The organism is Amycolatopsis sp. M39 (genome assembly GCF_001651785.1).
Classification (GTDB): Bacteria; Actinomycetota; Actinomycetes; order Mycobacteriales; family Pseudonocardiaceae; genus Amycolatopsis; species Amycolatopsis rubida.
Window position 1 is genome coordinate 557,626 of record NZ_LWSF01000004.1, and the last position, 20,829, is coordinate 578,454.

Sequence of the window (20,829 nt, forward strand, 5' to 3'; positions counted from 1 at the left end):
TCATCCCGCCACTCGTTCGCCCAGCCGGCCGAGCCGGTGCGCCGCTCCCCCGACCGTGCGGCCGAGGTCCTTCACTGCCGAGGAATACCGGTGCAGCGGATAGGTGCGGTCGACGCCGACGCCGCCGTGCAGGTGATGGCAGATCGCCAGCGCGGACGGAGCTTCCGCAGTCAGCCAGTACGCGGCGATGTCCAGCTCGGTGTCCGCGTCCAATCCGGACGCCAGCCGCCACACCGCCGACACCGCGGCCAGATGCACGGTGCGGGAAGCGACGTAGACGTCCGCGATCTGCTGTGCCACCGCCTGGAAGGTCGCGAGCGGACGGCCGAATTGCGTGCGCTCGCCGACGTGCTGGGCTGTTAGCGCCAAGGCTCCGGCCAGCAGGCCGTCGCCGAGCGCGAGCGCTCCAGCCAACGCGTAGCGGTGCAGCGTCTGCAACGCATGCCCTGCCGTGCGGTCACGCAAGAAATCCGCTTCGCTCACCCGCGCGCCGTCGAACCGCACGGTGTACTCCGGCGTGCCAGTCGCGTTGTACGCGGGCAGCACTTCGACCCCGTCTGCGCGCGGATCCACCAGCGCGACGCCAGTGCCTCCCGGCAACGCGATCGGCGTGAGAATGCGCGTCGCCTCCGCGGCGTACGGCACGTGCGTCTTGACGCCGGCCACCGCCCAGGAACCGTCCGCCGCCGCACCGCTGGTCCCGGGGATGGAGGTCAGCGGTGCGGACGGCTCGTGCAAGGCGGCAGTGAGAATGGTCTCCCCCGCCGCGGCGGGCGGCAGGAACTCAGCGCGCTGCGCCGGGGTGCCCAGGGCCTCGATCGGCAGGATCCCGAGCGCCAGCACGGCGTACGCGGGCACCGCCGCCGCGGCCCGGCCCACCTCGGTGAGCACCGGGGCGACGTGGTCGACGCCGAGCCCGTCGCCGCCGAGGTCGGCGGGCAGGGGCAGGGCGAGCAGGCCCGCGCCGGCCAGCGCTCGCCACTGGTCGGCGGGCTCGTCGGTCTTCCCGAGCACTTGCGCGGCGAGCGAGGTGATCTCGCCCTGCGTATCGTCGGGGGTGAAGTCCACTCCGGTCTCCCTCCACCTAGGTGGAACACGTTCTATTTTTAGCCGGAATGGGCTGGCTCGGCAACCCCCAGGACCGGGGCCCGGGCGGTAGATCGACAGGACGAGCAGGGAGGGCGGCACGCCGACGTGGGTGCGGAACAAGTTCTCAAATCAGCGCTGGGCGACGTCGGCTGGCAAGCAACGCGCAAGCTCGCGACCATCCCGCCCACCGCGGGCGTCCCCGACCCGGAGCCGCTGTCCCTGCCCGGCCGCGGCCACACCGTCGTGGTGGACGTCGGCCCGCGGCACGCACCCGCGGTGATCCTGCTGCACTCGGTCGCCTGCACCGGCCTGCTCACCTGGTACCCCGTGCTGAAACGGCTGTCGGCGAACCACCGGGTGGTGGTGTTCGACCAGCGCTGGCACGGCCAGGGCATCCGCTCGCACGACTTCAGCCTCGAAGACTGCGCGGACGACGTGGTCGCGGTCGCGGATGCGCTGGGCATCGACCAGTTCATGGTCGCGGGCTACTCGATGGGCGGCATGGTCGGCCAGCTGACCGCCCGCCGCTGTCCGGACCGCGTCACCGGTCTGGTGCTGTGCTCGACGGCGAGCAACTTCCGCCGCGGCGTCCGGCAACGCGTGGCCCTCGACCTGTTCGGCCGCACCCTGCACCTGCTGCGCGACCAGGCCCGCATCGGCCTGGTCCCCGGCGAACCCCGCCGCGAACGCCTCGCCCGGCTGGAGGACCACCGGTGGGCGCTGGAGGAGTTCCGCTCGACCAGCCCGTGGGCGATCGCGGTCGCGCTGGACGAGATCGGCCGCTTCGACTCGACGCCGTGGCTGCACACGCTCGACCTGCCCGCCGCGGTGGTGGTGACTTCGCGGGACGGGTTCATCGCGCCCGCGCACCAGCGGAGCCTGGCGCGGCGGATCGCCGGGGCGGCGACGTACGAGATTCCGGCGGGGCATACCGCGTGCGTGTTCGCGGCGGACCAGTTCGTCGCGGCGTTGACGGCGGCGTGCACTTCGGTGCAAGCCGCACTCGCCGACAGTGCGCCGCCGCCGGCCAGCGCGGCGTCCTGACGGCTACGCGGCCGAGTCTCGCTCCGGCTCCAGCAGATCCCGGATCGCCCGGGGAACGGCCTCCGGAGCGAGATGGCGGTCGGCGAAGGCCAGCGCCGGATGCCGGCCGACGCAGTAACTCGTCGTCGCCTCCCGCAGCATCCGCTCGTCGTTGGCGTCGTTCCCGAACGCCGTGTACCCGGATTCGGCGATCCCCAGCCGGACGAGCGCGTGATGTTTGGTGATCCCGCTGGGCGCCACGTCGACGATGCCTTCCTCGGGATGCACGCTGATCGAAAGCCCGGTCTCCCGAAGCCGGCGCAGCACGTCCGGGCGGGAGGTGAAGAGGACGACCTTGGAATACCGTTCGATCTGCTCCCGGCTGACGTTCGAAGCGAGTTTCCCGGCGTCCAGCTGCCGGAAGATCTTGTGCGCTTCGTCGCCGGTGTAGGCGTAGTCCCAGTCGCCGTCGATCAGCACCTTGAGATCGTGCTCGTCGATGATCCGGTCGAGCACCCGGCGGTCCTCCCGGGCGATGCCGAGAACCTGGAGTTCGCCGTCGCTGCGGGAGAAGGCGCCGTTGCCGCCGACGAGCGTCTCGTCGTGGAATTCGGCGGGCAGCACCGGCAGCAGATCCCGGATCGGGCGCGCGGAGGCGAACACCAGCCGGAACCGGCCCCGGAGCGCACTCAACGCCTCGGCGATCGCCGGCGCTATCGAGACACCGTCGAAGCAGATCGTCCCGTCGACATCGAACACCACCGTCTTCCCCACGGACCGCAAGTTACCACCGTCGCCGGGCGGGCAGCACGCTCGCGAGGAGTCACACCGGCGCGGCCTTGCTCAACTCGTCCATCGCCTCCGGCAGCGCGTCCGCCAGCGGCCACAGGTCCTTCACCAATTCCTTGGCCCCCAGCAACCCGACCCCGACCTTGCCGTCAGTGGACAGCACCGTGATGTTGAGCCCCGCGCCGTGAAACACCGGCCCGAGCGGGTACAGCCCGGTGATCCGCGCCCCCAGCAAATACAACGGCATCGGCGGCCCGGGCACATTCGAAATGATCAGGTTGTGCACCACCGGATGCCGTTCGGCCAGCCGCAGCGCCGAATACGCGCGCACGCCGAGCCCGAAGACCGACGCCGGGGAGAACTGGGCCCAGTCGGCGAGCATGTCGGCGTCGATGTCGTAATGGTGGTCCTTCGCCCGCCGGTTCGCCTCGGCCAGGAAGAACACGCGCGCCGCCGGGTCGGGCAGATGCGTTGGCAGCGAAGCGAAAAAGGCCGAGACCTGGTTGCTGCCGTGATCGCGTTCCGTGCGTTCGTGCACCGACACCGGGACCGTCGCCACCAGCGGGTCGCCCGGCAGCTCGCCGCGACCGAGCAGGAATTGCCGCAGGGCACCGGAAACCAGCGCCAGCACGACGTCGTTCACGGTGACGCCGAAAGCGTCCTTCACCTGCTTCACCGCATCGAGGTCCAGCTGCGCGAACGCGACCGAGCGATGACCGGTGATGGTGCCGTTCAGCGAGGTCCGCGGCGCGGTGAAGGGCACCGGCATTCCCTTGCCGCGCAAAGTTTTCATCGCCCACTTCGGCACCAGCCCCAGCAGCTCCGGCAGCAGCCGGGCGACCTCGAACGGCCGGTGCAGCAGCGAATCGGCGCTCTCGCGCAGCAGCCGAAGCCGGGTGGGGAGACCGTCGTTGTGGCGCTCGCCGGCGGGCAGCTCCGGCAGCGGCGCGTCGGGTTCGAGCCCGGCGAGGTAGCCGATCAGGCTGGCCCCGCCGACGCCGTCGACGCTCGCGTGGTGCATTTTCAGCAGCACCGCCAGCCGTCCGTCCGGCAGGCCCTCGATCACGTAGCACTGCCACAGCGGATGCGCGCGGTCGAGCCGCTGTCCGGCGATGTGCGCGCACATCTCGGCGAGTTCGCGGTCGTCGCCCGGCGCGGGCAGGCCGATCCGGTGCACGTGGTTGTCGAGGTCGAAATCCTCGTCCTCCACCCACACCGGATGGTTCAGGTTCCAGAGCGGATTGTGGAGTTTGCGGCGGAACGCCGGGAGCACCGCGACGCGTTCGGCGAGGCGGCGCTTGAACTCGGGGAACGCGTAGCCGCCGGGCATGGTCGAACCGTCGAGGGTGAGCAGGCCGCAGACGTGCAGGACCTGCGAGGGCGTCTCCAGATAGAGGAAGCTCGCGTCCAGCCCGCTCAGTCGCTGCATGTCTGCCAGCGTAAGGCAGAACCCTGGCCGGGGCGCTCGGCGGAGGTAGCATCGGGCAGGTGAAACCGGACTTCGTGACCCGCCGGGCGGCGCAGCTCGGGCTCGCCGCGCTCGCCGTGGCGCCGCCGAAACCGCGGCCGACCTCGATCCCGGTGTTCTTCGCCGGCTGGCTCACCGGCGAACTCGCGCCGCACCTGCTCGCGCTCACCGCGGCCGACACCGTGCAGCACGTCGCGCGCCACGGGGTGCGCCGCCCCGGCGACCGGGTCGGGCTGGCCGCTCCGGTGTTGCTGGAGNGTCGGGCTGGCGCTGGCCGGGCTGTCCGCGGCCGGTTTCGCGTCGCTCATCGGGACCTCGCTGAAGGCGCGCCTCGAGGTCGAGGCCGCGCTCGTCGAAGCGCTCGGCGAGGACTACCGGGACCGGCTGGAGAACCCCTCGGACTTCTCGACTCCGTGGGGACGCCTGCTGATGCCGTTCCGGATGCACGAGCCGGACGTCGTGCGCGACCGGAATGTCGCTTACGCCCCTGGCGGCAAACGGTTCCTGCTGGACGTCTACCGTCCGCGCGAGACAGTCCGCGACGCACCGGTGCTGCTGCAGATCCACGGCGGCGCGTGGACGATCGGCAACAAGGAACAGCAGGGCCTGCCGCTGATGCGCCACCTCGCCCGCCGCGGCTGGGTCTGCGTCGCGATCAACTACCCGCTCTCCCCCGCCTCGCGCTGGCCTGCGCACATCGTGGCGGCCAAGCAAGCGCTCGCCTGGATCCGCGAGCACATCGCCGAGTACGGCGGCGACCCGCGATTCGTCGCGGTGACCGGCGGTTCGGCGGGCGGGCACCTGGCCGCGCTGCTCGCGCTGAGCCAGAACGACCCGGCGCTGCAGCCGGGGTTCGAGGAGGCGGACACGAGCGTGCAGGCCTGCGTGCCGCACTACGGCGTGTACGACATCGCCGCGTCGACCGGCGAGGAGGAAAGCCGGTACCGCCTGGAAAGCCTGATGGCGCGCCGGGTGTTCGCGCCGGAGCACCGGCTGGACGACTACCTCGCCGCGTCCCCGATGGACCGGGTCGCCGAGGACGCGCCGCCGTTCTTCGTGATCCACGGCAAGCACGATTCGCTCGTGCCGGTCGCGGAGGCGCGGGAGTTCGTCGCCCGGTTGCGCGCCAAATCCGCCCACCCGGTCGCGTACGCGGAACTCGCCGGAGCACAGCACGCGTTCGACGTGTTCCCGTCAATCCGCAGCACCCACGTCGTCCGCGGCGTCGAACACTTCCTCGACTGGGCCCGCGCTCAGGCGTTGACCCCGGTCAACGAGAAAAACTCCTGACGCGACCGGGCGTCCTCGCGCAGCGTGCCCATCAGTGTGGACGTCACCGTGGACGAGCCGGTCGCCCGCACGCCGCGCAGAGTCATGCAGGTGTGCTCGGCCTCGATCACCACGCCGACGCCCTTCGGGGACAGCTGGTCGCCGAGCCAGCCCGCGATCTGCTTCGTCAGCCGTTCCTGCACCTGCGGGCGGCACGCGAAATGCTCGACGACCCGCGCCAGCTTCGACAGCCCGAGGATCCGCTCGCCCGGCAGATACCCGACGTGCGCGACGCCGATGAACGGCAGCAGGTGGTGTTCGCAGACCGACCGGACCGGGATGCCGCGGGCCAGCACCAGCTCGTCGTAGCCCTCGTCGTTGGGGAACGTGGTGAGGTCGAACGCGCGCGGCGTGAACAGCTCCGCGTACGCGCGGGCCATCCGGCCGGGGGTGCCGCGCAGGCTCTCCGAGTCGAGGCTGATGCCGAGCGCGCGCAGGAAATCCCCCGCCGCATGTTCGGCCGCGGCCAGGTCGAAGCCGGGGACGGGCTCGTGGACGACGCGGAGGGCGGTTCCGGACGACTGCATGGGCGATCCTCGGGCTTCGGGGCTGGCAGGGCAGGGTTTCGCCTACAAATCTTGGTCTTATCGCCTGACGGAGTCAATGTGACCAGGTGAACAAGCCAGGTAGCGGGTTCGGGGAACCTCGCTGGGCGTTATCGTGGAGATGTGACGAGTGACCTGGCGACCATCCGCGCGGTAGCGGCGCTGGAGGAGGACCTGCGCCGGGGGATGTACGCCTTCATCCGCGACGCCGGCCGCCCGGTGACGCGCGAGGAGGCGGCCGCGGCCGTCGGCATCTCGCGCAAGCTGGCCGCGTTCCACCTGGACAAACTCGTGACAGCCGGTCTCCTGCGCGCCCGCTACGAAACCGTCGGCGGCGTCCGCAAGGTGGGCCGCGCTCCGAAGGTCTACGAACCCGCCGCGACCGACTTCGCGATCACCATCCCGCCCCGGCACCCGGACGTCCTGGCCGCGATCCTGGTGGACGCGGTCGCGTCGGCGGCCCCCAGCGAACCGGCCCGCGACGCTGCCCTGCGCGAGGCCGGACGGCACGGCTCCGCGGCCGGTGCCGCCGAGCGCGAACGTTCCCGGCCAGGCCGGCTGGGCACGGAACGCGGGCTGACGCTGACGAGCACAGTGCTGGCCCGGCACGGTTTCGAGCCGAACCGCGAGACGCCGGTGTGCCTGCGGCTGCGCAACTGCCCGTTCCAGCCGCTGGCCGGACGCGCACCGGACCTGGTGTGCGGGATGACGGACCGGTTCTTGCGCGGGGTCGTGGAAGGACTCCAGGTCCCGGGGGTGGCGACGGCCCGGGTCGCGCCGCGCGACGGCGGGTGTTGCGTGGAGCTTCGGGGAACCGAGTCAGGCGGTAGTTGACCTGGCCGGCCTCGGCCCGCGGGCGAGGATGTCCCGGATTTCGGCACCGTCGATCTCGAAGGCGAGGAACCAGTTCCCCGCTTGGCCGGAGCCGACTCCGGGCGCACCCGAAGCGGAGCCCTCGCTCCGGGGACGCGGCTTTCCAGGATCGGCGAAGGTCGAGCATGAGCGGCGCTGCCGTGCCCAGGTGCCGGATTCGGGTCCCGTTGCCGCGCTCGCCGAGCTAGCCGCCGGACGACACCGCGCGCAGCACCCGGTCCACGTGGGCGGCGGGCCAGTCCTCCGGGAACGGCCGGGTGCGCAGCAGCCAGCGGTGGAAAACCGGGCCCAGCAACAGTTCCGCGCCGTCCTCCGGGCAGGCGGCCTCGGCGCGGGCCAGGCGGTCGGCGATGGCGCGCAGTTGCGGGCCCAGCAGCCGGTCCAGGACTTCGGCGCCGATGGCCGGATCGGTTTGCAGTTCGGCGGTCACTGCGCGGAGCAGGCGGTCTGTCGCCGGATCGGTCAGTTCGGCGATCATGCCGTGGACCAGGGTTTCCAGATCCGCGCGAAGATCGCCGGTGTCCGGGATGGCGACTTCGCCGGAAGCGTCGAGGCTTTGCCCCAGCAGCGCGTCCAGCAGGACCGCGGCGGGCGAGGACCACGTGCGGTACAGCGTTTGCTTCCCGGCGCCCGCGCGGGCCGCGATGCCCTCCATGGTCAGGCCGCCGAAACCGGATTCGGCGGCCAGGGAGAGCACCGCGGCGTGCACCCGGGCTCGGGTGCTGGCGCGCGCCACGTCAGATCTCCGCGTCGGAGAAACGCTTGTCCTGCCGGTAATCCGTCAGCCGTCCGGACAGTGCGGTCGCGACCATTCCGGGGGCGTCGGCACCGGCCAGGACGCGCAGCCGCCGGTCGGCGGGGTCGTCGACGTGCCGCAGGATCTCAGCGGCGATCTCCGCGGGCGGGGTGCCACCGCCGGTGCCGGCGGCGGCCCACGGGACGCTCGCCGTGCCGAACATCCGCTCGCGCAACCCGTCGTACGCCGGGTCCGGGGCGGCGAACCGCATGCTGCCGGTCGCCCATTCGGTGTCCATTCCGCCCGGTTCGACGATGCTCACGCGCACGCCGAACTCCGCGACCTCCTGCGCGATCGCCTCGCTCATGCCCTCCAGCCCCCATTTGCTCGCGCTGTACAGCCCGAATCCCGGCACCGAACCGGCGCCGCCGACCGAAGAAATCTGCACGACGTGCCCCGACCGCTGCTCGCGCAACACCGGCAACGCGGCTTGGGTCAGCCACAACGCGCCCAGCAGGTTCGTCTCCAGGATGTCCCGCGCTTCGTCCTCGCTTGCCTCCTCGGCCATGCCGACCAGTCCGTACCCGGCGTTGTTCACCACCACGTCCAGCCTGCCGAACTCGGCCACTGCCCGCCGCACGGTTTCCCGCGCGGCGGCCCGGTCCCGCACGTCGAGCACGTGCTCCACGACGTTCCGGTGGCCCGGCGCGCTGCCCGGCGTGCGGACGGTCGCCAGCACTCGGCCGCCCGCTTCCGCCGCGGCCACCGTCAGCGCCTGCCCCAGGCCGCGGCTCGCTCCGGTGATCACCCATGTTCTCGTCATGCCGCAGACGCTAGCACGAAACGAGACGGACCGTCTCGTTTCACTCCGCGTCAGTGAGCCGGCTCTCCGCCGGGTAGGCGAGATCGACCGGCTGCCCGGCCGGAGGCCCGTCCGGCCACCACTGCCCCGCGACGCGCACGAACCGGTACCACCGGCTGTCCCGTCCGTACCGCAGCTGCACCGGCCCGGCCGTCACCCGGTTGCGCCACACCCTCACCTCCCCCGGCAATTCCGCGAGTTCCGCACGAGCCACCGCCAAGGGCCCGGATCCGGGACTCCAGACCTCCCGCAGCGCCGCCAGCCCGCTCCGGCCCGCTTCTCGCCACGCCTGCGCCGACACGATCAGCTCCGACGGCGCGACCTCGGCGGCAGCGGCGAGCCCGAACACGTCCGCGCCCGGCCGGGCGGCCCGACGGGCCAGGTCCTCGGCGAAAGTCAAGTCCGCCACGGCATCCCGGGTGTACAGCAGGTCGAGCGCGAGCGAGGCGGCGTCGGCGGCCAGCGCGGCGAGGCCAGCGGAGGTCAGGCCGGAGCGAGCGGGCGGGTCCAGGTCGAGCACGGCGGGCGGACCGGGTTCGCCGGGGATCGCGGGCAGCGGCGGCAGCGGCGCGATCCGCCGCGCGTACGCCTTCTTCGGCGTCAGCCCGACCTCCGGCGCGCGAGCCGGACGAGCAGCGCCGGTGCTCCGCGATTCGCGCAGCTGAGCCAAAACCTCGTCCCGGCCCCGGCCGCGCAGGGTGAACAGCACGAACGGATCGGCGTCCACCTCGTCGGCGACCAGGTAGTACACCGCCGCCACGTGTTTGCACGGATTCGCGCGGTCCGGACAGGAACACCGCGGCCGCAGATCGCCGGGACCAGGCAGCAGGTCCGCCCCGGCCTCGCGCGAGCCGACGGCCAGTTCCTCCGGCAGTTCGCCGTCGAGCAAGGCCGCGGCGTGCCCGAGGCGGCGACCGGCGACGTCGAGCAGCTTGTCCCATTCCGACGCGCTGAACTCGCGCATCCGGATCGCGACGCGGTACGGGTCCGGGCGGCTTCCCCGCACCCACGCGGTGATCTCGCCCGCGCTGATCGCCAGCTGGTCGACGACGCCCTTGCGCGCGTACGTCCGCCCGCGCGGCAGCCGGTTCGGATCCAGTTCGGCGCGCTGCTCCAGCGCCTCCACCCACGCCCGGCCCCACCACCGGCGCCCGAACGTCCGCCGCGGCGGCATCAGCCGCTCCCGAGCCGGACGAGGTCGGCGAGCTGGTCGTCGGACAGTTCGGTGATCCAGTCCTCCCCCGCACCGACGACCGCGTCGGCCAGCCCGCGCTTGGTGTCCAGCACCGCGGCGACGCGTTCCTCCAGCGTGCCCTCGGCGATCAGCCGGTGCACCTGGACCGGCCGGTCCTGGCCGATCCGGTACGCGCGGTCGGTGGCCTGGTCCTCCACCGCCGGGTTCCACCAGCGGTCGTAGTGGATCACATGCGTGGCCTGGGTGAGGTTGAGCCCGACGCCGCCCGCCTTGAGGGACAACAGGAACACCGGCACCTCGCCGGACTGGAACGCGGCCACCATCTCGTCGCGCTGCTTGGGCCCGGCCTCGCCGGACAGCAGCGCGGCCGGCAGCCCGCGTTCGGCGAGCCGACGCTCCAGCAATCGGCACAACCGCACGTACTGGCTGAACACCAGCACACTCTCGCCCTCGTCGAGGATGACGTCCAGCAGTTCCTCGAACGCGGCGAGCTTGCCCGACCGCCCGCTCAGCGCGCCCGTGCTTTCCTTGAGGTAGTGCGCCGGGTGATTGCAGATCTGCTTGAGTTCGGTGAGCAGCTTCAGCACCTGGCCGCGCCGCTGGACCCCTTGTGCTTCCCGGATCTGCGCGAGGTTCTCCCGGACCACCGCCTCGTACAGCGTGGTCTGCTCGGCGGTGAGCGGGACGTACCGGTCGGTCTCGGTTTTCCGCGGCAGTTCCGGCGCGATGTCCGGATCGGTTTTGCGGCGGCGCAACAGAAACGGCCGGACTGTCGCAGCCAGCCTTCCGGTGGCCGTCTCGTCCCGGTCCCGTTCGATCGGCCGCGCCACGGTGCGCCGGAACTTCTCCAGCGGACCGAGCAGCCCCGGCGTGGTCCAGTCGAGCAGCGCCCACAGTTCGGTGAGCCGGTTCTCCACCGGTGTTCCGGTGAGCGCCACGCGGGCCGCCGCGGGCACCTGCCGCAGTTCTTTCGCCGTGGCGGACAACGGGTTCTTGACGTGCTGCGCCTCGTCCGCGGCGACCATGCCCCAGTCCACTTCGGACAGCAGCTCCCGGTCGCGGCGCAGCACCCCGTACGTGGCGAGCACGACCTCGTCCGGGGCCAGATCGTCGAGGTGCCGTCCGCCGCCGTGGAACCGGCGCACCGGCACGTCCGGCGCGAACTTGCCGAACTCGCGTTCCCAGTTGCCCAGCAACGACGTCGGGCACAGCACGAGCGTCGGACCCGCGGCCCGGGCGCGGCGGTGCAGGTGCAGGGCGATGAGCTGGATTGTCTTGCCCAGCCCCATGTCGTCGGCGAGGCAGGGGCCCCGACCGAGTTCGGTCATGGCGATGAGCCAGCCCAGCCCAGCGCGTTGATACGGCCGCAGAGTGGCGATCAGCCCCGCCGGTTCCCCGACCGGCGCGGGTTCCCTTTCCCGCAGCCGTTCGGCGAGCCCGGCCAACGCCGGTCGCGGGGCGAACTCGACTCGTTCGCCGTCGACCTCCAGCTCGCCGGTGAGCGCCGCGGCCAGCGCTTCGGCACCGGTCAGCCGCGAGCGCCGGGCCCGCATCCGCGCCAGCAGAGCGGGATCGAGCTTCACCCACTGCCCGCGCAACCGGACCAGCGGACGTTTGGCTTCGGCGAGCACCGAGACCTCCTCGTCGGTGAGGTCGCTGCCGCCGAGACTGAGCCGCCAGCGGAACTCCAGCAGGCCGTTGAGCGGGAACGCGGGACCGGATTCGCTCGCCGGAGCCTGCGTGACGCTCGCCTTCGCCCGCACCTCTCCGGAGAAGAGATCCTTGGGCCACAGGACTTCGATGCCCGCGCCGCCCAGGTCACGCGCACCGGTGCCGAGCAGGTCGAGGACCTCGTCGTCGGACAGCGGGAGCGTGGCGGGCGCCGGTTCGGACAGGATCCGCCCCAGCGGCGGCCAGGCCCGCGCACCTCGCCGCAGCCCCAGCAGAAGCTGCGTTTCCACCTGGTCGCCCAGCCGGTGCAACACCGCTTCGGGAGCGTCCCACAACGTGGCCGCTTCGACGACCAGACTCGGTTCAAGGGACGAGCGGACGGCCAGTACTCCGGAGAATTCCTCCTCGGCCGCTTCGATCCGCAGCAGCAGTCGCGCGCCGTCCGGGCTGCGGGCTTCCAGCTCGGCGAGCCAGGCCGCACCGTCCGGATCCAGCAGCGTGGGCCGCGCTTCGGCGAACGCTGCCCCACCGGACCCGACCGCGGCCGCCGGACTGCGCACGAGCACGTCCGCCGCGGCGTCCCACACCGCGCGAACCAGTGATTCCGGCGAGTGCAGGCGGATTCGTTTCACGCCGGACAGCGGCAGCGCGTGCGCTTCGGGCGGCAACGCGGCGGCGAGTCCGCGCAGGAGTTCTTCGTCGGCCGCGTCCAGCGGGCCCACTCGCCAGGTGCCCAGGCCGCTCGGGGTCGACGCCGGACGCAAGCGGCCGCGCGCCACGAGATTCACTCCGGCGTTGACCACCGCTGACCACGCTGACAGTGCCGGGCTGGTTTCGTCCGGTACGACCAGCAGCCGCGGGATGGCCTGCGCGAGCGGCACGAGCCGCGCCACCACCTCGGTACGGGCGAATTTCCCGCCGCCGGGCAGGACGAGCTGGATCGGGGTGTCCCCCTCGATCTCGTCGCCCCACAGTGCCAGAACTCCCTCTCGCGGGGGATCCGAGGGGAGGTAGGTGGCTTGGGTGGTCTGGTCGAACTCCACCCGCGCACGGTAACGCGTGGGTCCGACAGTTCCGCTCGTCGCCTGGCGGCGACATTGTTTTTTGGGGGTTGCGCGGGGCACCCCGAAGCTTATTGTGCTGACGGTCTGCAGGGAAGCTTCGTATCGGGGTGCGGGGGGTGGTGTGGCTGCACCGTTCGCTGAGTGCATCGGCGGCGGTCTCGCAGGCGGCGGGGGCTAGCGCTCCCACGCATCCCGGGCGGCGGTGGCGAGCGAGCGGGTCGTGAGGGGAACCCTCAGGGAATCAGGGTCTGTGAGGGTGGCCCGCACCGACGGCTATTTGTCCAGGAGCAGGTGGACGGAGAGTTCCAGGCGGCTGGCCACATCGGCGGCGGAGGCGCGGCGGGTCACCCAGGCGACCAGGTTCGCCATCCACACGTCGGCGACCACGTGGAAGATGTCGCGGTCCGCCTCGGTGGGGTCGTCGATGCCCATCGCGCTCGCGAACATGTCCTCCATCAGGCGGCCGACCAGTTCGACCTCGGCGGCCGCGGACGTGTCGGCGAACATGAACGCGCGCACCATCGCCTCGGTGAGGTGCGGATCGCGCTGCATCAGGCGGGTGTTGCGGCCCAGCACGAACATCAGCCGCTCGGCGGGGGTTTCGCCGGGGATCGCGCTGCGCTGGATTTTCTCGTGCGCGGCCTCGAACTGCTGCGCCAGACCCGACACGAGCAGGTGAATCTTCGACGGGAAATACCGGTACAGCGTGCCCAGCGCGACGTCGGCCTTCTCGGCGACCGCGCGCATCTGCACCGCGTCGTAGCCGCCCTTGGAGGCCAGCGAGAGCGTCGCGTCGATGATGCGGCGGCGGCGGTCCCGCTGGGCCGCGGAGCCCAGTTCCTCGCCCATCGCGCCGAGGCCGTTCGCCCGCGTTTTCGCCGGCGTCTTCGCCTTCCCCGGCATCGTCTTCCCCTCTGTCGGCACGCAAGCAGTCTTGCGGAACTCGTTCCAGTTTCCGGCTCAGCGTACCTGCCCTGGAGAAAGGTTCAACTCTCGACCACCTGGCGGAAAAACTGTAACACGTTCTACACTCACCAGTAGCTCTGTACCCCGCGAGGAGGAGACCGATGCCGGTCGCGCTCACCGAGGAACAAACCGCGCTCGCCGCCGCCGTGCGGGATTGGGCTGCGGCGCACGATCCGGTCGCCGCTGTGCGCGCGGCCGAAACCGCTGGGGCCGGCCTGCCGGACGGGTTCGCCGCGCTCGGCCTCACCGGCGTCGCGCTGCCCGCGTCGGTGAACGGCGCGGACGGGACTGTCGCGGATCTCGCGGCCGGGCTCGCCGCCGCGGCGGAAGCGCTGGTGCCGGGGCCGCTGCTGAGCACCGCGCTGGCCGGGCTGCTGCTCGCGGAGCATTCGAAGGAACTCGCCGCCGAAATCGCCGACGGCACCGCGCAGGTCGCGGTGCAGTTGGCAGAATCGGCGACCGTGCCCGGCGCGGACGACGGGACGTGGCTGCTCGTGCCGCGCGGCAATCGGTCCGTCTTGGTTCCGCCCGGAACAGCGGTGGAACCGTTGGCTCCCTTCGACTTTTCCCGGACGCTGGGGCGGGTCGGGGCCGACGTGCCAGGCGAGGTGCTGAACCTGCCGGACGTCCGCGATCTCGCGGCGACGCTCGCGGTCGCGGAAGCGGCGGGCGTGGCGCGCTGGTGCCTGACGACGGCCGTCGAGTACGCCAAGGTCCGGGAGCAATTCGGCCAGGTGATCGGCGCTTTCCAGGCAGTGAAACACCTGTGCGCGGAGATGTTGTGCCGCACCGAAGCGGCCGAGGCGCTGGCCTGGGACGCGGCTTCGTCGGCCGGCGATCCGCTGGCCGTCGCGAGCGCTGCGGCGGTGGCGTTGGACGCCGCCGTCGAGAACGCGAAGGACTGCATTCAGGTGCTCGGCGGAATCGGGTTCACCTGGGAGCACGAGGCACATCTGTACCTGCGGCGCGCGTTGGCGTTGCGGCAGTGGCTCGGCGGTTCCCAGAAGTGGCGTCAGCGGGCCGCGGACCTGGCGTTGGCCGGGAAGCGCCGGACGCTCGGAGTAAACGTCGGCGAAGACGCCGAAGTGACCCGCCTGGTCGCGGAAATCGCTGCCCTGCCGGAAGAAAAGCGCCGCACCGCACTCGCGGACTCGGGACTGCTGGCCCCGCATTGGCCCCAGCCCTACGGCATGGGTGCGGACGCGGCGGCACAGCTGCGGATCGACGCCGCACTGACCGCGGCGGACATTCGGCGGCCGGACATGGTGATCGGCGGCTGGGCAGTGCCGACGATTCTCGCCCACGGCACCGACGACCAGCGCGAACGCTTCGCCAAGCCGACACTCCGCGGGGAAGTGACCTGGTGTCAGCTGTTCAGCGAGCCCGGCGCCGGCTCGGACCTGGCGTCGCTGCGCACCGTGGCGCGCCGGACCGGCGGCGGCTGGCTGCTGACCGGACAGAAGGTGTGGACGTCGCTGGCCCACGAAGCGGATTGGGCGATCTGTCTCGCTCGCACCGACCCGGAGATGCCGAAGCACAAGGGAATCACGTACTTCCTGGTCGACATGCGCGCCGAGGGCATCACCACGCGACCGCTGCGCGAGATCACCGGGCGGAGCGTGTTCAACGAGGTTTTCCTGGACGACGTCTTCGTTCCGGACGCCGATGTCGTCGGCGAACCCGGTGCGGGCTGGAAGCTCGCGCGCACGACGCTGGCGAACGAACGCGTCGCACTGGGCCGCGGTTCGGCGGTCGGCGAGAACGTGGAGGCGCTGCTGGAATCCGCGCCCGAGGACGTGGATCGCGACCGGCTCGGCGGGTTGATCGGACAGGGCAGCGCGTGCTCGGTGCTCGACCTGCGGGCGACGCTGCGACGGCTGGACGGCCTCGGACCGGGTGCGGAATCGTCGGTCGCGAAGCTGCTCGGGGTCCGGCATCGGCAGGAAACGGCCGAGTTCGCCCTCGACCTCGCGCCGGAGCTGGTCGCGGAAACCCCGGCGGCGCAAGAGTTCCTGCTCACCCGCTGCCTGTCCATCGCGGGCGGCACCACGCAGGTCCTGCGGTCCGCCGCCGCCGAACGCGTGCTCGGCCTCCCCCGCTGAACGTCCGTGAAGGACTCCTCGCGGGAATCTGATTCCCGTGAGGAGTCCTTCACGGCACGTCACTCGGCCCGGAAAGCGGCGGCGAGGCGGGCGTATTCGTCCAGCAGCGCCAGCGTTTCCGCCTCCGGCAGCGTCGGCAGCATGAACCCGTAGTGGTCCAGCCCGGCGTCGGCGTACTGCTTGATCGCGTCCGCGTCGGCCGGTCCGCCGAAGAGTTGCGACGGCAGGTCCCCGCGTCCCGCGTCGGCGAGCTGCCGACGCACGCGGCGCACGTCGTCCGGCGACACCGCGGGGTTCGGGATCCAGCCGTCGCCGTGCTCGATCAGCCGCTTCAGCGCCGCGTCGCTCGCGCCGCCGACCAGGATCGGCGGATGCGGCTTCCGCACCGGCTTCGGCCACGCGAAGATCGGGTCGAAGTCGATGTGCTTGCCGTGGAACTCCGCCTGCTCCTGGGTCCAGATCGCCTTCAGCGCGGCGATCTGCTCGTTCAGCAGCGCACCCCGCGTCTTCGGGTCGGTGCCGTGGTTGGCCATTTCCTCGCGGTTCCACCCGGCTCCGACGCCGAAGGCGAACCGGCCGCGCGAGACCAGGTCGAGCGACGCCGCCTCCTTCGCGGTGTGGATGATGTCGCGCTGGATCAGCAGCACGACGCCGGTGCCCAGCACCAGGTCGGAAGTGTTCACCGCGGCCGCGGTCAGCGCCACGAACGGGTCGAGCGTGCGGTAGTAGATGCGCGGCAGCTCGTCCCCGCCGGGGTACGGCGTTTCGCGGCTCGCCGGGATGTGCGAGTGCTCCGCGAGGAAGAGCGAGGCGAACCCGCGCTCCTCCGCTGCCTCGCCCAGCACGTCGGGCCGGATGCCTTCGTCGGTCACGAACGTCGAGATCCCGAAATCCATGCCTCCTTCTACTCCGCGGATCGGGCAGGTATTCCCGCGGGCTGTTGACAGATCACCGGCCCGGTCCGCTAGCGTTAAATCATCAACCGTTGAATAGGAGGCTCCGGATGGACGTGACGGACGTCGACTTCGAGGACATGTACCAGGGCAATACCCCGATCGGGGAGAAGGTCCCGTGGGACATCGCCGGCCCGCAGCCCGCGGTGGTCGCGCTTGAGGCGGACGGCGGATTCCGCGGCGAAGTGCTCGACATAGGCTGCGGCCTAGGCGAAAACGCGATGTACCTCGCGTCTCGCGGACACCGCGTGACCGGTCTCGACGGTGCGCCGACCGCGCTCGCACGGGCCCGCGAAACCGCCGCGAAGCGCGGCCTGGACGTCACCTTCGACCAGGCCGACGCAACCCGGCTCGACGGGCACGAAGGCCGCTTCGACGCGGTTCTCGACAGCGCGCTCTACCACTGTCTCGATGATGAACAGCGCCACGCGTACGTGGCGGCGCTCGTGCGAGCGACCAAGCCCGGCGCGCGGCTGAACATCTTTTGCTTCTCCGACGCAGTACCGGCGAACTTCCCGGTGCCATACCGGATCACCGAGCAGAATCTGCGCGAAACGGTCGGCAACGGCTGGACGATCAGCGTGCTCGAACCAGCCGTCTACACCACCGCGATGAGCCGCGAGGGCCTGATCGCCGCGGTCTCCGCCGTCTCGGAAGACGAAAAACCGGACCCGGCCGCGCTCGACGCGTTGGACGTCGACGAGCAGGGCCGGGTCCTCGTCCCGATGTGGCGGTTGGCCGCCGACCGGGCGTGACAGCTCAGACGTTGCGCCGGTACTGGCCGCCGACCTCGAAGAACGTCTCAGTGATCTGACCGAGCGAGCACACCCGCGCGGCATCCATCAGCACGTCGAACAGGTTGCCGCCGCGGGTGGCCGCGTCGCGCAGCGCCTTGAGCGCCTGCTGGGCCTCCTCGCGGTGCCCCTGTTGGAAATCGGCGAGCCTGCGCAGCTGGGACTGCTTCTCGTCCTCGGTCGCGCGGGCCAGCTCCACCTCGACGTCGTCCTCGCCCGCCTTCGGGTTGCGGAAGGTGTTGACGCCGATGATCGGCAGCGAGCCGTCGTGCTTCTTGCGTTCGTACAGCAGCGATTCGTCCTGGATCCGGCCGCGCTGGTAGCCGGTCTCCATCGCGCCGAGCACGCCGCCGCGTTCGGAGATCCGGTCGAACTCGGTGAGCACGGCCTCCTCGACCAGGTCGGTCAGCTCGTCGATGACGAACGAGCCCTGCAGCGGGTTCTCGTTCTTCGACAGGCCCCACTCCTTGTTGATGATCATCTGGATGGCCATCGCGCGGCGCACCGACGACTCCGAAGGCGTGGTGATCGCCTCGTCGAACGCGTTGGTGTGCAAGGAGTTCGCGTTGTCGTACAGCGCGCACAGCGCCTGCAGCGTGGTGCGGATGTCGTTGAAGCTCATCTCCTGCGCGTGCAGCGACCGGCCGGAGGTCTGCACGTGGTACTTGAGCTTCTGCGACCGGTCGTTCGCGCCGTAGCGCTCGCGCATCGCCACGGCCCAGATCCGCCGCGCGACCCGGCCGAGCACCGAGTACTCCGCGTCCATCCCGTTGGAGAAGAAGAACGACAGGTTCGGCGCGAAATCGTCGATGTCCATGCCGCGCGCCAGGTACGACTCCACGTAGGTGAACCCGTTGGCGAGCGTGAAGGCCAGCTGCGAGATCGGGTTCGCCCCGGCCTCGGCGATGTGATAGCCGGAGATCGACACCGAGTAGAAGTTGCGCACCCCGTGCTGGATGAACCACTCCTGCACGTCGGCCATCATCCGCAGGCTGAACTCGGTGGAGAAGATGCAGGTGTTCTGGCCCTGGTCTTCCTTGAGAATGTCCGCCTGCACGGTGCCGCGGACGTTCCGCAGCGCCCATTCGCGCAGTTCGGCGGCCTCGGTCCCGGACGGCTCGCGCCCGTGCTCCTCGCGGAACGCGGCGAACTTCTGGTCGATCGCGGTGTTGAGGAAGAACGCGAGGATCGTCGGCGCGGGACCGTTGATCGTCATCGACACCGAGGTGTTCGGCGCGGTCAGGTCGAAACCGTCGTAGAGCGCCTTCATGTCCTCCAGCGTCGCGATGGAGACGCCGGAGGTGCCGACCTTGCCGTAGATGTCCGGGCGGGTGTCCGGGTCGTGCCCGTAGAGGGTGACCGAGTCGAACGCCGTCGACAGCCGCTTGGCCTCGGAATCGGCCGACAGCAGCTTGAACCGGCGGTTGGTGCGGAACGCGTCGCCCTCGCCGGCGAACATCCGCGCCGGGTCCTCGCCCTCGCGCTTGAACGGGAACACGCCCGCGGTGTACGGGAAGTAACCGGGCAGGTTTTCCCGGCGCAGGAAGGAAAGCAGCTCGCCGGACTCGGTGTAGCGCGGCAGCGCGACGCGCGGGATCCGGTTGCCGGACAGGGTTTCCCGCCACAGCTGGGTGCGCAGTTCCTTGTCGCGGATCTTCACCACCAGCTCGTCCTGCCGGTATTCGGCGGCGAGCGCCTGGAACCGCTCAAGCAGGTTGGCGGTTTCGCCGGCCACATCCGACTCCGCGGCGGCGAGCAGGCCGTCCAGCGCGTCGGTGCTCGCGTCCACTTCGGACAGCGCGGCCTTGGCCTCGGCGAGGTGCTCGCGTTTGCGGACCGCGGCGACCTGCTTCTCAGTCTGTTCGTGGTATCCGCGCACCGTTTCGGAAATGTCGGCGAGATAGCGCGCCCGGTTGCCCGGGATGATCGTGCTGGCGTCCGTCGAGACCTTGCCCGAAACCTCCGGCAGCGTACCGGCGGACACCGACAGCCCACGCTCGGCGAGCAGGTCGCGCAGGTGCTGGTACAACGCGGTCACGCCGTCGTCGTTGAACTTCGCCGCACTCGTGCCGTACACCGGCATCTCTTCGGGCGCGGAGCCGAACGCCTCGCGGTTGCGCACCAGCTGACGCGCGACATCACGAAGCGCGTCCTCGGCGCCGCGGCGCTCGAACTTGTTGATCGCGACCACGTCGGCGAAGTCGAGCATGTCGATCTTTTCCAGCTGTGACGCGGCGCCGAACTCCGGCGTCATCACGTACAGCGACTCGTCCACGTAGTCGACGATGCCCGCGTCGCCCTGGCCGATGCCCGGCGTCTCCACGATCACCAGGTCGAACCCGGCCGCCTTGCAGGCGAGGATCGACTCGCTCAGCCCGGCCGGAATCTCGCCGCTGGTGGTGCGGGTGGCCAGCGAACGGAAGTACACCGGCGAGCCGTCGAGGCAGTTCATCCGGATCCGGTCGCCGAGCAGCGCGCCGCCGCCCTTGCGCCGCGACGGGTCCACCGCGAGCACGGCGATGCGCAGCTTGTCCTCCTGGTCGAGGCGGAAACGGCGGATCAGCTCGTCGGTCAGCGAGGACTTGCCCGAACCGCCGGTGCCGGTGATGCCCAGGACCGGCACGTGCTTCCGCCCGGCGGCTTCGGTGATCGCCGAGAGCCATTCCGCGGGCAGGTTTTCGCGCTGCAGCTGGGTGATCACCCGCGCGAGCGCCGGCACGTCGCCGGACAGCAGCTTGTCGACCGAGGCGGGCGGCTGCGCGGACAGGTCGCTGTCGCAGGCCTTGATCATCAGGTTGATCATGCCCGGCAGGCCCATCTCGTAGCCGTCTTCGGGCGAGAAGATCCGCGCCACGCCGCGCGAATGCAGCAGGTCGATCTCCTCGCGCACGATGACGCCACCGCCGCCGCCGAACACCTTGATGTGCCCCGCGCCGCGCTCGTTCAGCAGCTCCACGAGGTAGCTGAAGTACTCGACGTGCCCGCCCTGATAGGCGGAGATGGCGATGCCCTGGACGTCCTCGGCGATCGCGGCCGTGGCCACCTCGTCGACCGAGCGGTTGTGGCCGAGGTGCACCACCTCCGCGCCCTGGGACTGCAGGATCCGGCGCATGATGTTGATCGAGGCGTCGTGGCCGTCGAACAAGCTGGACGCCGTGACGAACCGGACCGGGTTCGCGGGACGGTACAGGTCGCTGCCGCTCATCCTCCCAATTTACTAGGACTTCCTACTATTGGAAACCCAAGCCCGAGTGACCCGGCTCTCAAAGGGCCTCGTCCCTGCTCGTGGACACCATGAGCCACCTCGCGCATCTGCACGCCTACGACCCCCGCAGCTGGTGGCATCGCCAAGAGGAGTACTGAGAACCTT

16 protein-coding genes are annotated in these 20,829 nt (G+C 70.9%); 5 read left to right on the forward strand and 11 right to left on the reverse strand.

Annotation, left to right across the window (positions count from 1 at the left end; all coding sequences use genetic code 11):
* Positions 1 to 1,068: an acyl-CoA dehydrogenase family protein gene (locus A4R44_RS13190; protein WP_067579652.1), complete on the reverse strand. Its 1,068-nt coding sequence runs from the start codon at positions 1,066 to 1,068 to the stop codon at positions 1 to 3.
* 126 nt (positions 1,069 to 1,194) lie between these two features.
* On the opposite strand from A4R44_RS13190, the gene A4R44_RS13195 reads away from it, so the two are divergent.
* Positions 1,195 to 2,133, forward strand: a complete 939-nt coding sequence (locus A4R44_RS13195) for an alpha/beta fold hydrolase (RefSeq protein ID WP_067579655.1) — start codon at positions 1,195 to 1,197, stop codon at positions 2,131 to 2,133.
* A gap of 3 nt (positions 2,134 to 2,136) precedes the next feature.
* On the opposite strand, the gene A4R44_RS13200 is transcribed toward A4R44_RS13195, so the two are convergent.
* Entirely contained in the window at positions 2,137 to 2,886 is a 750-nt protein-coding gene (locus A4R44_RS13200) for an HAD-IIB family hydrolase (protein ID WP_157904858.1), read from the reverse strand.
* Positions 2,887 to 2,935: 49 nt separating this feature from the next.
* Complete coding sequence (locus tag A4R44_RS13205) at positions 2,936 to 4,330, reverse strand: wax ester/triacylglycerol synthase family O-acyltransferase (protein ID WP_067579660.1); 1,395 nt, start codon at positions 4,328 to 4,330, stop codon at positions 2,936 to 2,938.
* Between the two features lie 468 nt (positions 4,331 to 4,798).
* On the opposite strand from A4R44_RS13205, the gene A4R44_RS13210 reads away from it, so the two are divergent.
* Positions 4,799 to 5,659 (forward strand): alpha/beta hydrolase fold domain-containing protein, encoded by an 861-nt coding sequence (locus A4R44_RS13210; protein ID WP_369805891.1) that lies wholly within the window; start codon positions 4,799 to 4,801, stop codon positions 5,657 to 5,659.
* On the opposite strand, the gene folE is transcribed toward A4R44_RS13210, so the two are convergent.
* The gene (folE, locus tag A4R44_RS13215; protein ID WP_067579662.1) at positions 5,623 to 6,225 is read right to left on the reverse strand and encodes a GTP cyclohydrolase I FolE; all 603 of its coding nucleotides are present in this window, start codon (positions 6,223 to 6,225) and stop codon (positions 5,623 to 5,625) included. The genes A4R44_RS13210 and folE overlap by 37 nt on opposite strands.
* Positions 6,226 to 6,366: 141 nt before the next feature.
* Here folE and A4R44_RS13220 point away from each other — a divergent pair, with 141 nt between their 5' ends.
* On the forward strand, positions 6,367 to 7,077 hold the full coding sequence (locus tag A4R44_RS13220) for a metalloregulator ArsR/SmtB family transcription factor (protein WP_067579664.1): 711 nt from the start codon (positions 6,367 to 6,369) through the stop codon (positions 7,075 to 7,077).
* Between the two features lie 223 nt (positions 7,078 to 7,300).
* Here A4R44_RS13220 and A4R44_RS13225 read toward each other — a convergent pair whose 3' ends face one another.
* The 5 genes from A4R44_RS13225 to kstR form a co-directional block, all read right to left on the reverse strand.
* Positions 7,301 to 7,852 carry a TetR/AcrR family transcriptional regulator gene (locus A4R44_RS13225; RefSeq protein WP_093574460.1) on the reverse strand — a complete coding sequence of 184 codons (552 nt, stop codon included), beginning with the start codon at positions 7,850 to 7,852 and terminating at the stop codon, positions 7,301 to 7,303.
* Between the two features lies 1 nt (position 7,853).
* Positions 7,854 to 8,675, reverse strand: coding sequence for an SDR family NAD(P)-dependent oxidoreductase (locus tag A4R44_RS13230; protein ID WP_067579668.1), 822 nt, complete (start codon positions 8,673 to 8,675; stop codon positions 7,854 to 7,856).
* 40 nt (positions 8,676 to 8,715) lie between these two features.
* On the reverse strand, positions 8,716 to 9,888 hold the full coding sequence (locus tag A4R44_RS13235) for an SWIM zinc finger family protein (protein WP_067579670.1): 1,173 nt from the start codon (positions 9,886 to 9,888) through the stop codon (positions 8,716 to 8,718).
* Positions 9,888 to 12,623: a DEAD/DEAH box helicase gene (locus tag A4R44_RS13240; RefSeq protein ID WP_067579672.1), complete on the reverse strand. Its 2,736-nt coding sequence runs from the start codon at positions 12,621 to 12,623 to the stop codon at positions 9,888 to 9,890. Before A4R44_RS13240 ends, A4R44_RS13235 begins: the two co-directional genes overlap by 1 nt.
* 294 nt (positions 12,624 to 12,917) lie before the next feature.
* Positions 12,918 to 13,547, reverse strand: a complete 630-nt coding sequence (gene kstR, locus A4R44_RS13245; protein WP_067579674.1) for a cholesterol catabolism transcriptional regulator KstR — start codon at positions 13,545 to 13,547, stop codon at positions 12,918 to 12,920.
* A 164-nt stretch (positions 13,548 to 13,711) separates the two neighbouring features.
* Here kstR and A4R44_RS13250 point away from each other — a divergent pair, with 164 nt between their 5' ends.
* Entirely contained in the window at positions 13,712 to 15,712 is a 2,001-nt protein-coding gene (locus A4R44_RS13250) for an acyl-CoA dehydrogenase (RefSeq protein WP_067579676.1), read from the forward strand.
* A 59-nt stretch (positions 15,713 to 15,771) separates the two neighbouring features.
* Here A4R44_RS13250 and A4R44_RS13255 read toward each other — a convergent pair whose 3' ends face one another.
* On the reverse strand, positions 15,772 to 16,608 hold the full coding sequence (locus A4R44_RS13255; protein WP_067579679.1) for an LLM class F420-dependent oxidoreductase: 837 nt from the start codon (positions 16,606 to 16,608) through the stop codon (positions 15,772 to 15,774).
* Positions 16,609 to 16,715: 107 nt separating this feature from the next.
* Here A4R44_RS13255 and A4R44_RS13260 point away from each other — a divergent pair, with 107 nt between their 5' ends.
* Positions 16,716 to 17,420 (forward strand): class I SAM-dependent methyltransferase, encoded by a 705-nt coding sequence (locus tag A4R44_RS13260; RefSeq protein ID WP_067579681.1) that lies wholly within the window; start codon positions 16,716 to 16,718, stop codon positions 17,418 to 17,420.
* A 4-nt stretch (positions 17,421 to 17,424) separates the two neighbouring features.
* On the opposite strand, the gene icmF is transcribed toward A4R44_RS13260, so the two are convergent.
* The gene (gene icmF / locus A4R44_RS13265; protein ID WP_067579683.1) at positions 17,425 to 20,664 is read right to left on the reverse strand and encodes a fused isobutyryl-CoA mutase/GTPase IcmF; all 3,240 of its coding nucleotides are present in this window, start codon (positions 20,662 to 20,664) and stop codon (positions 17,425 to 17,427) included.
* Positions 20,665 to 20,829: the final 165 nt, after the last annotated feature.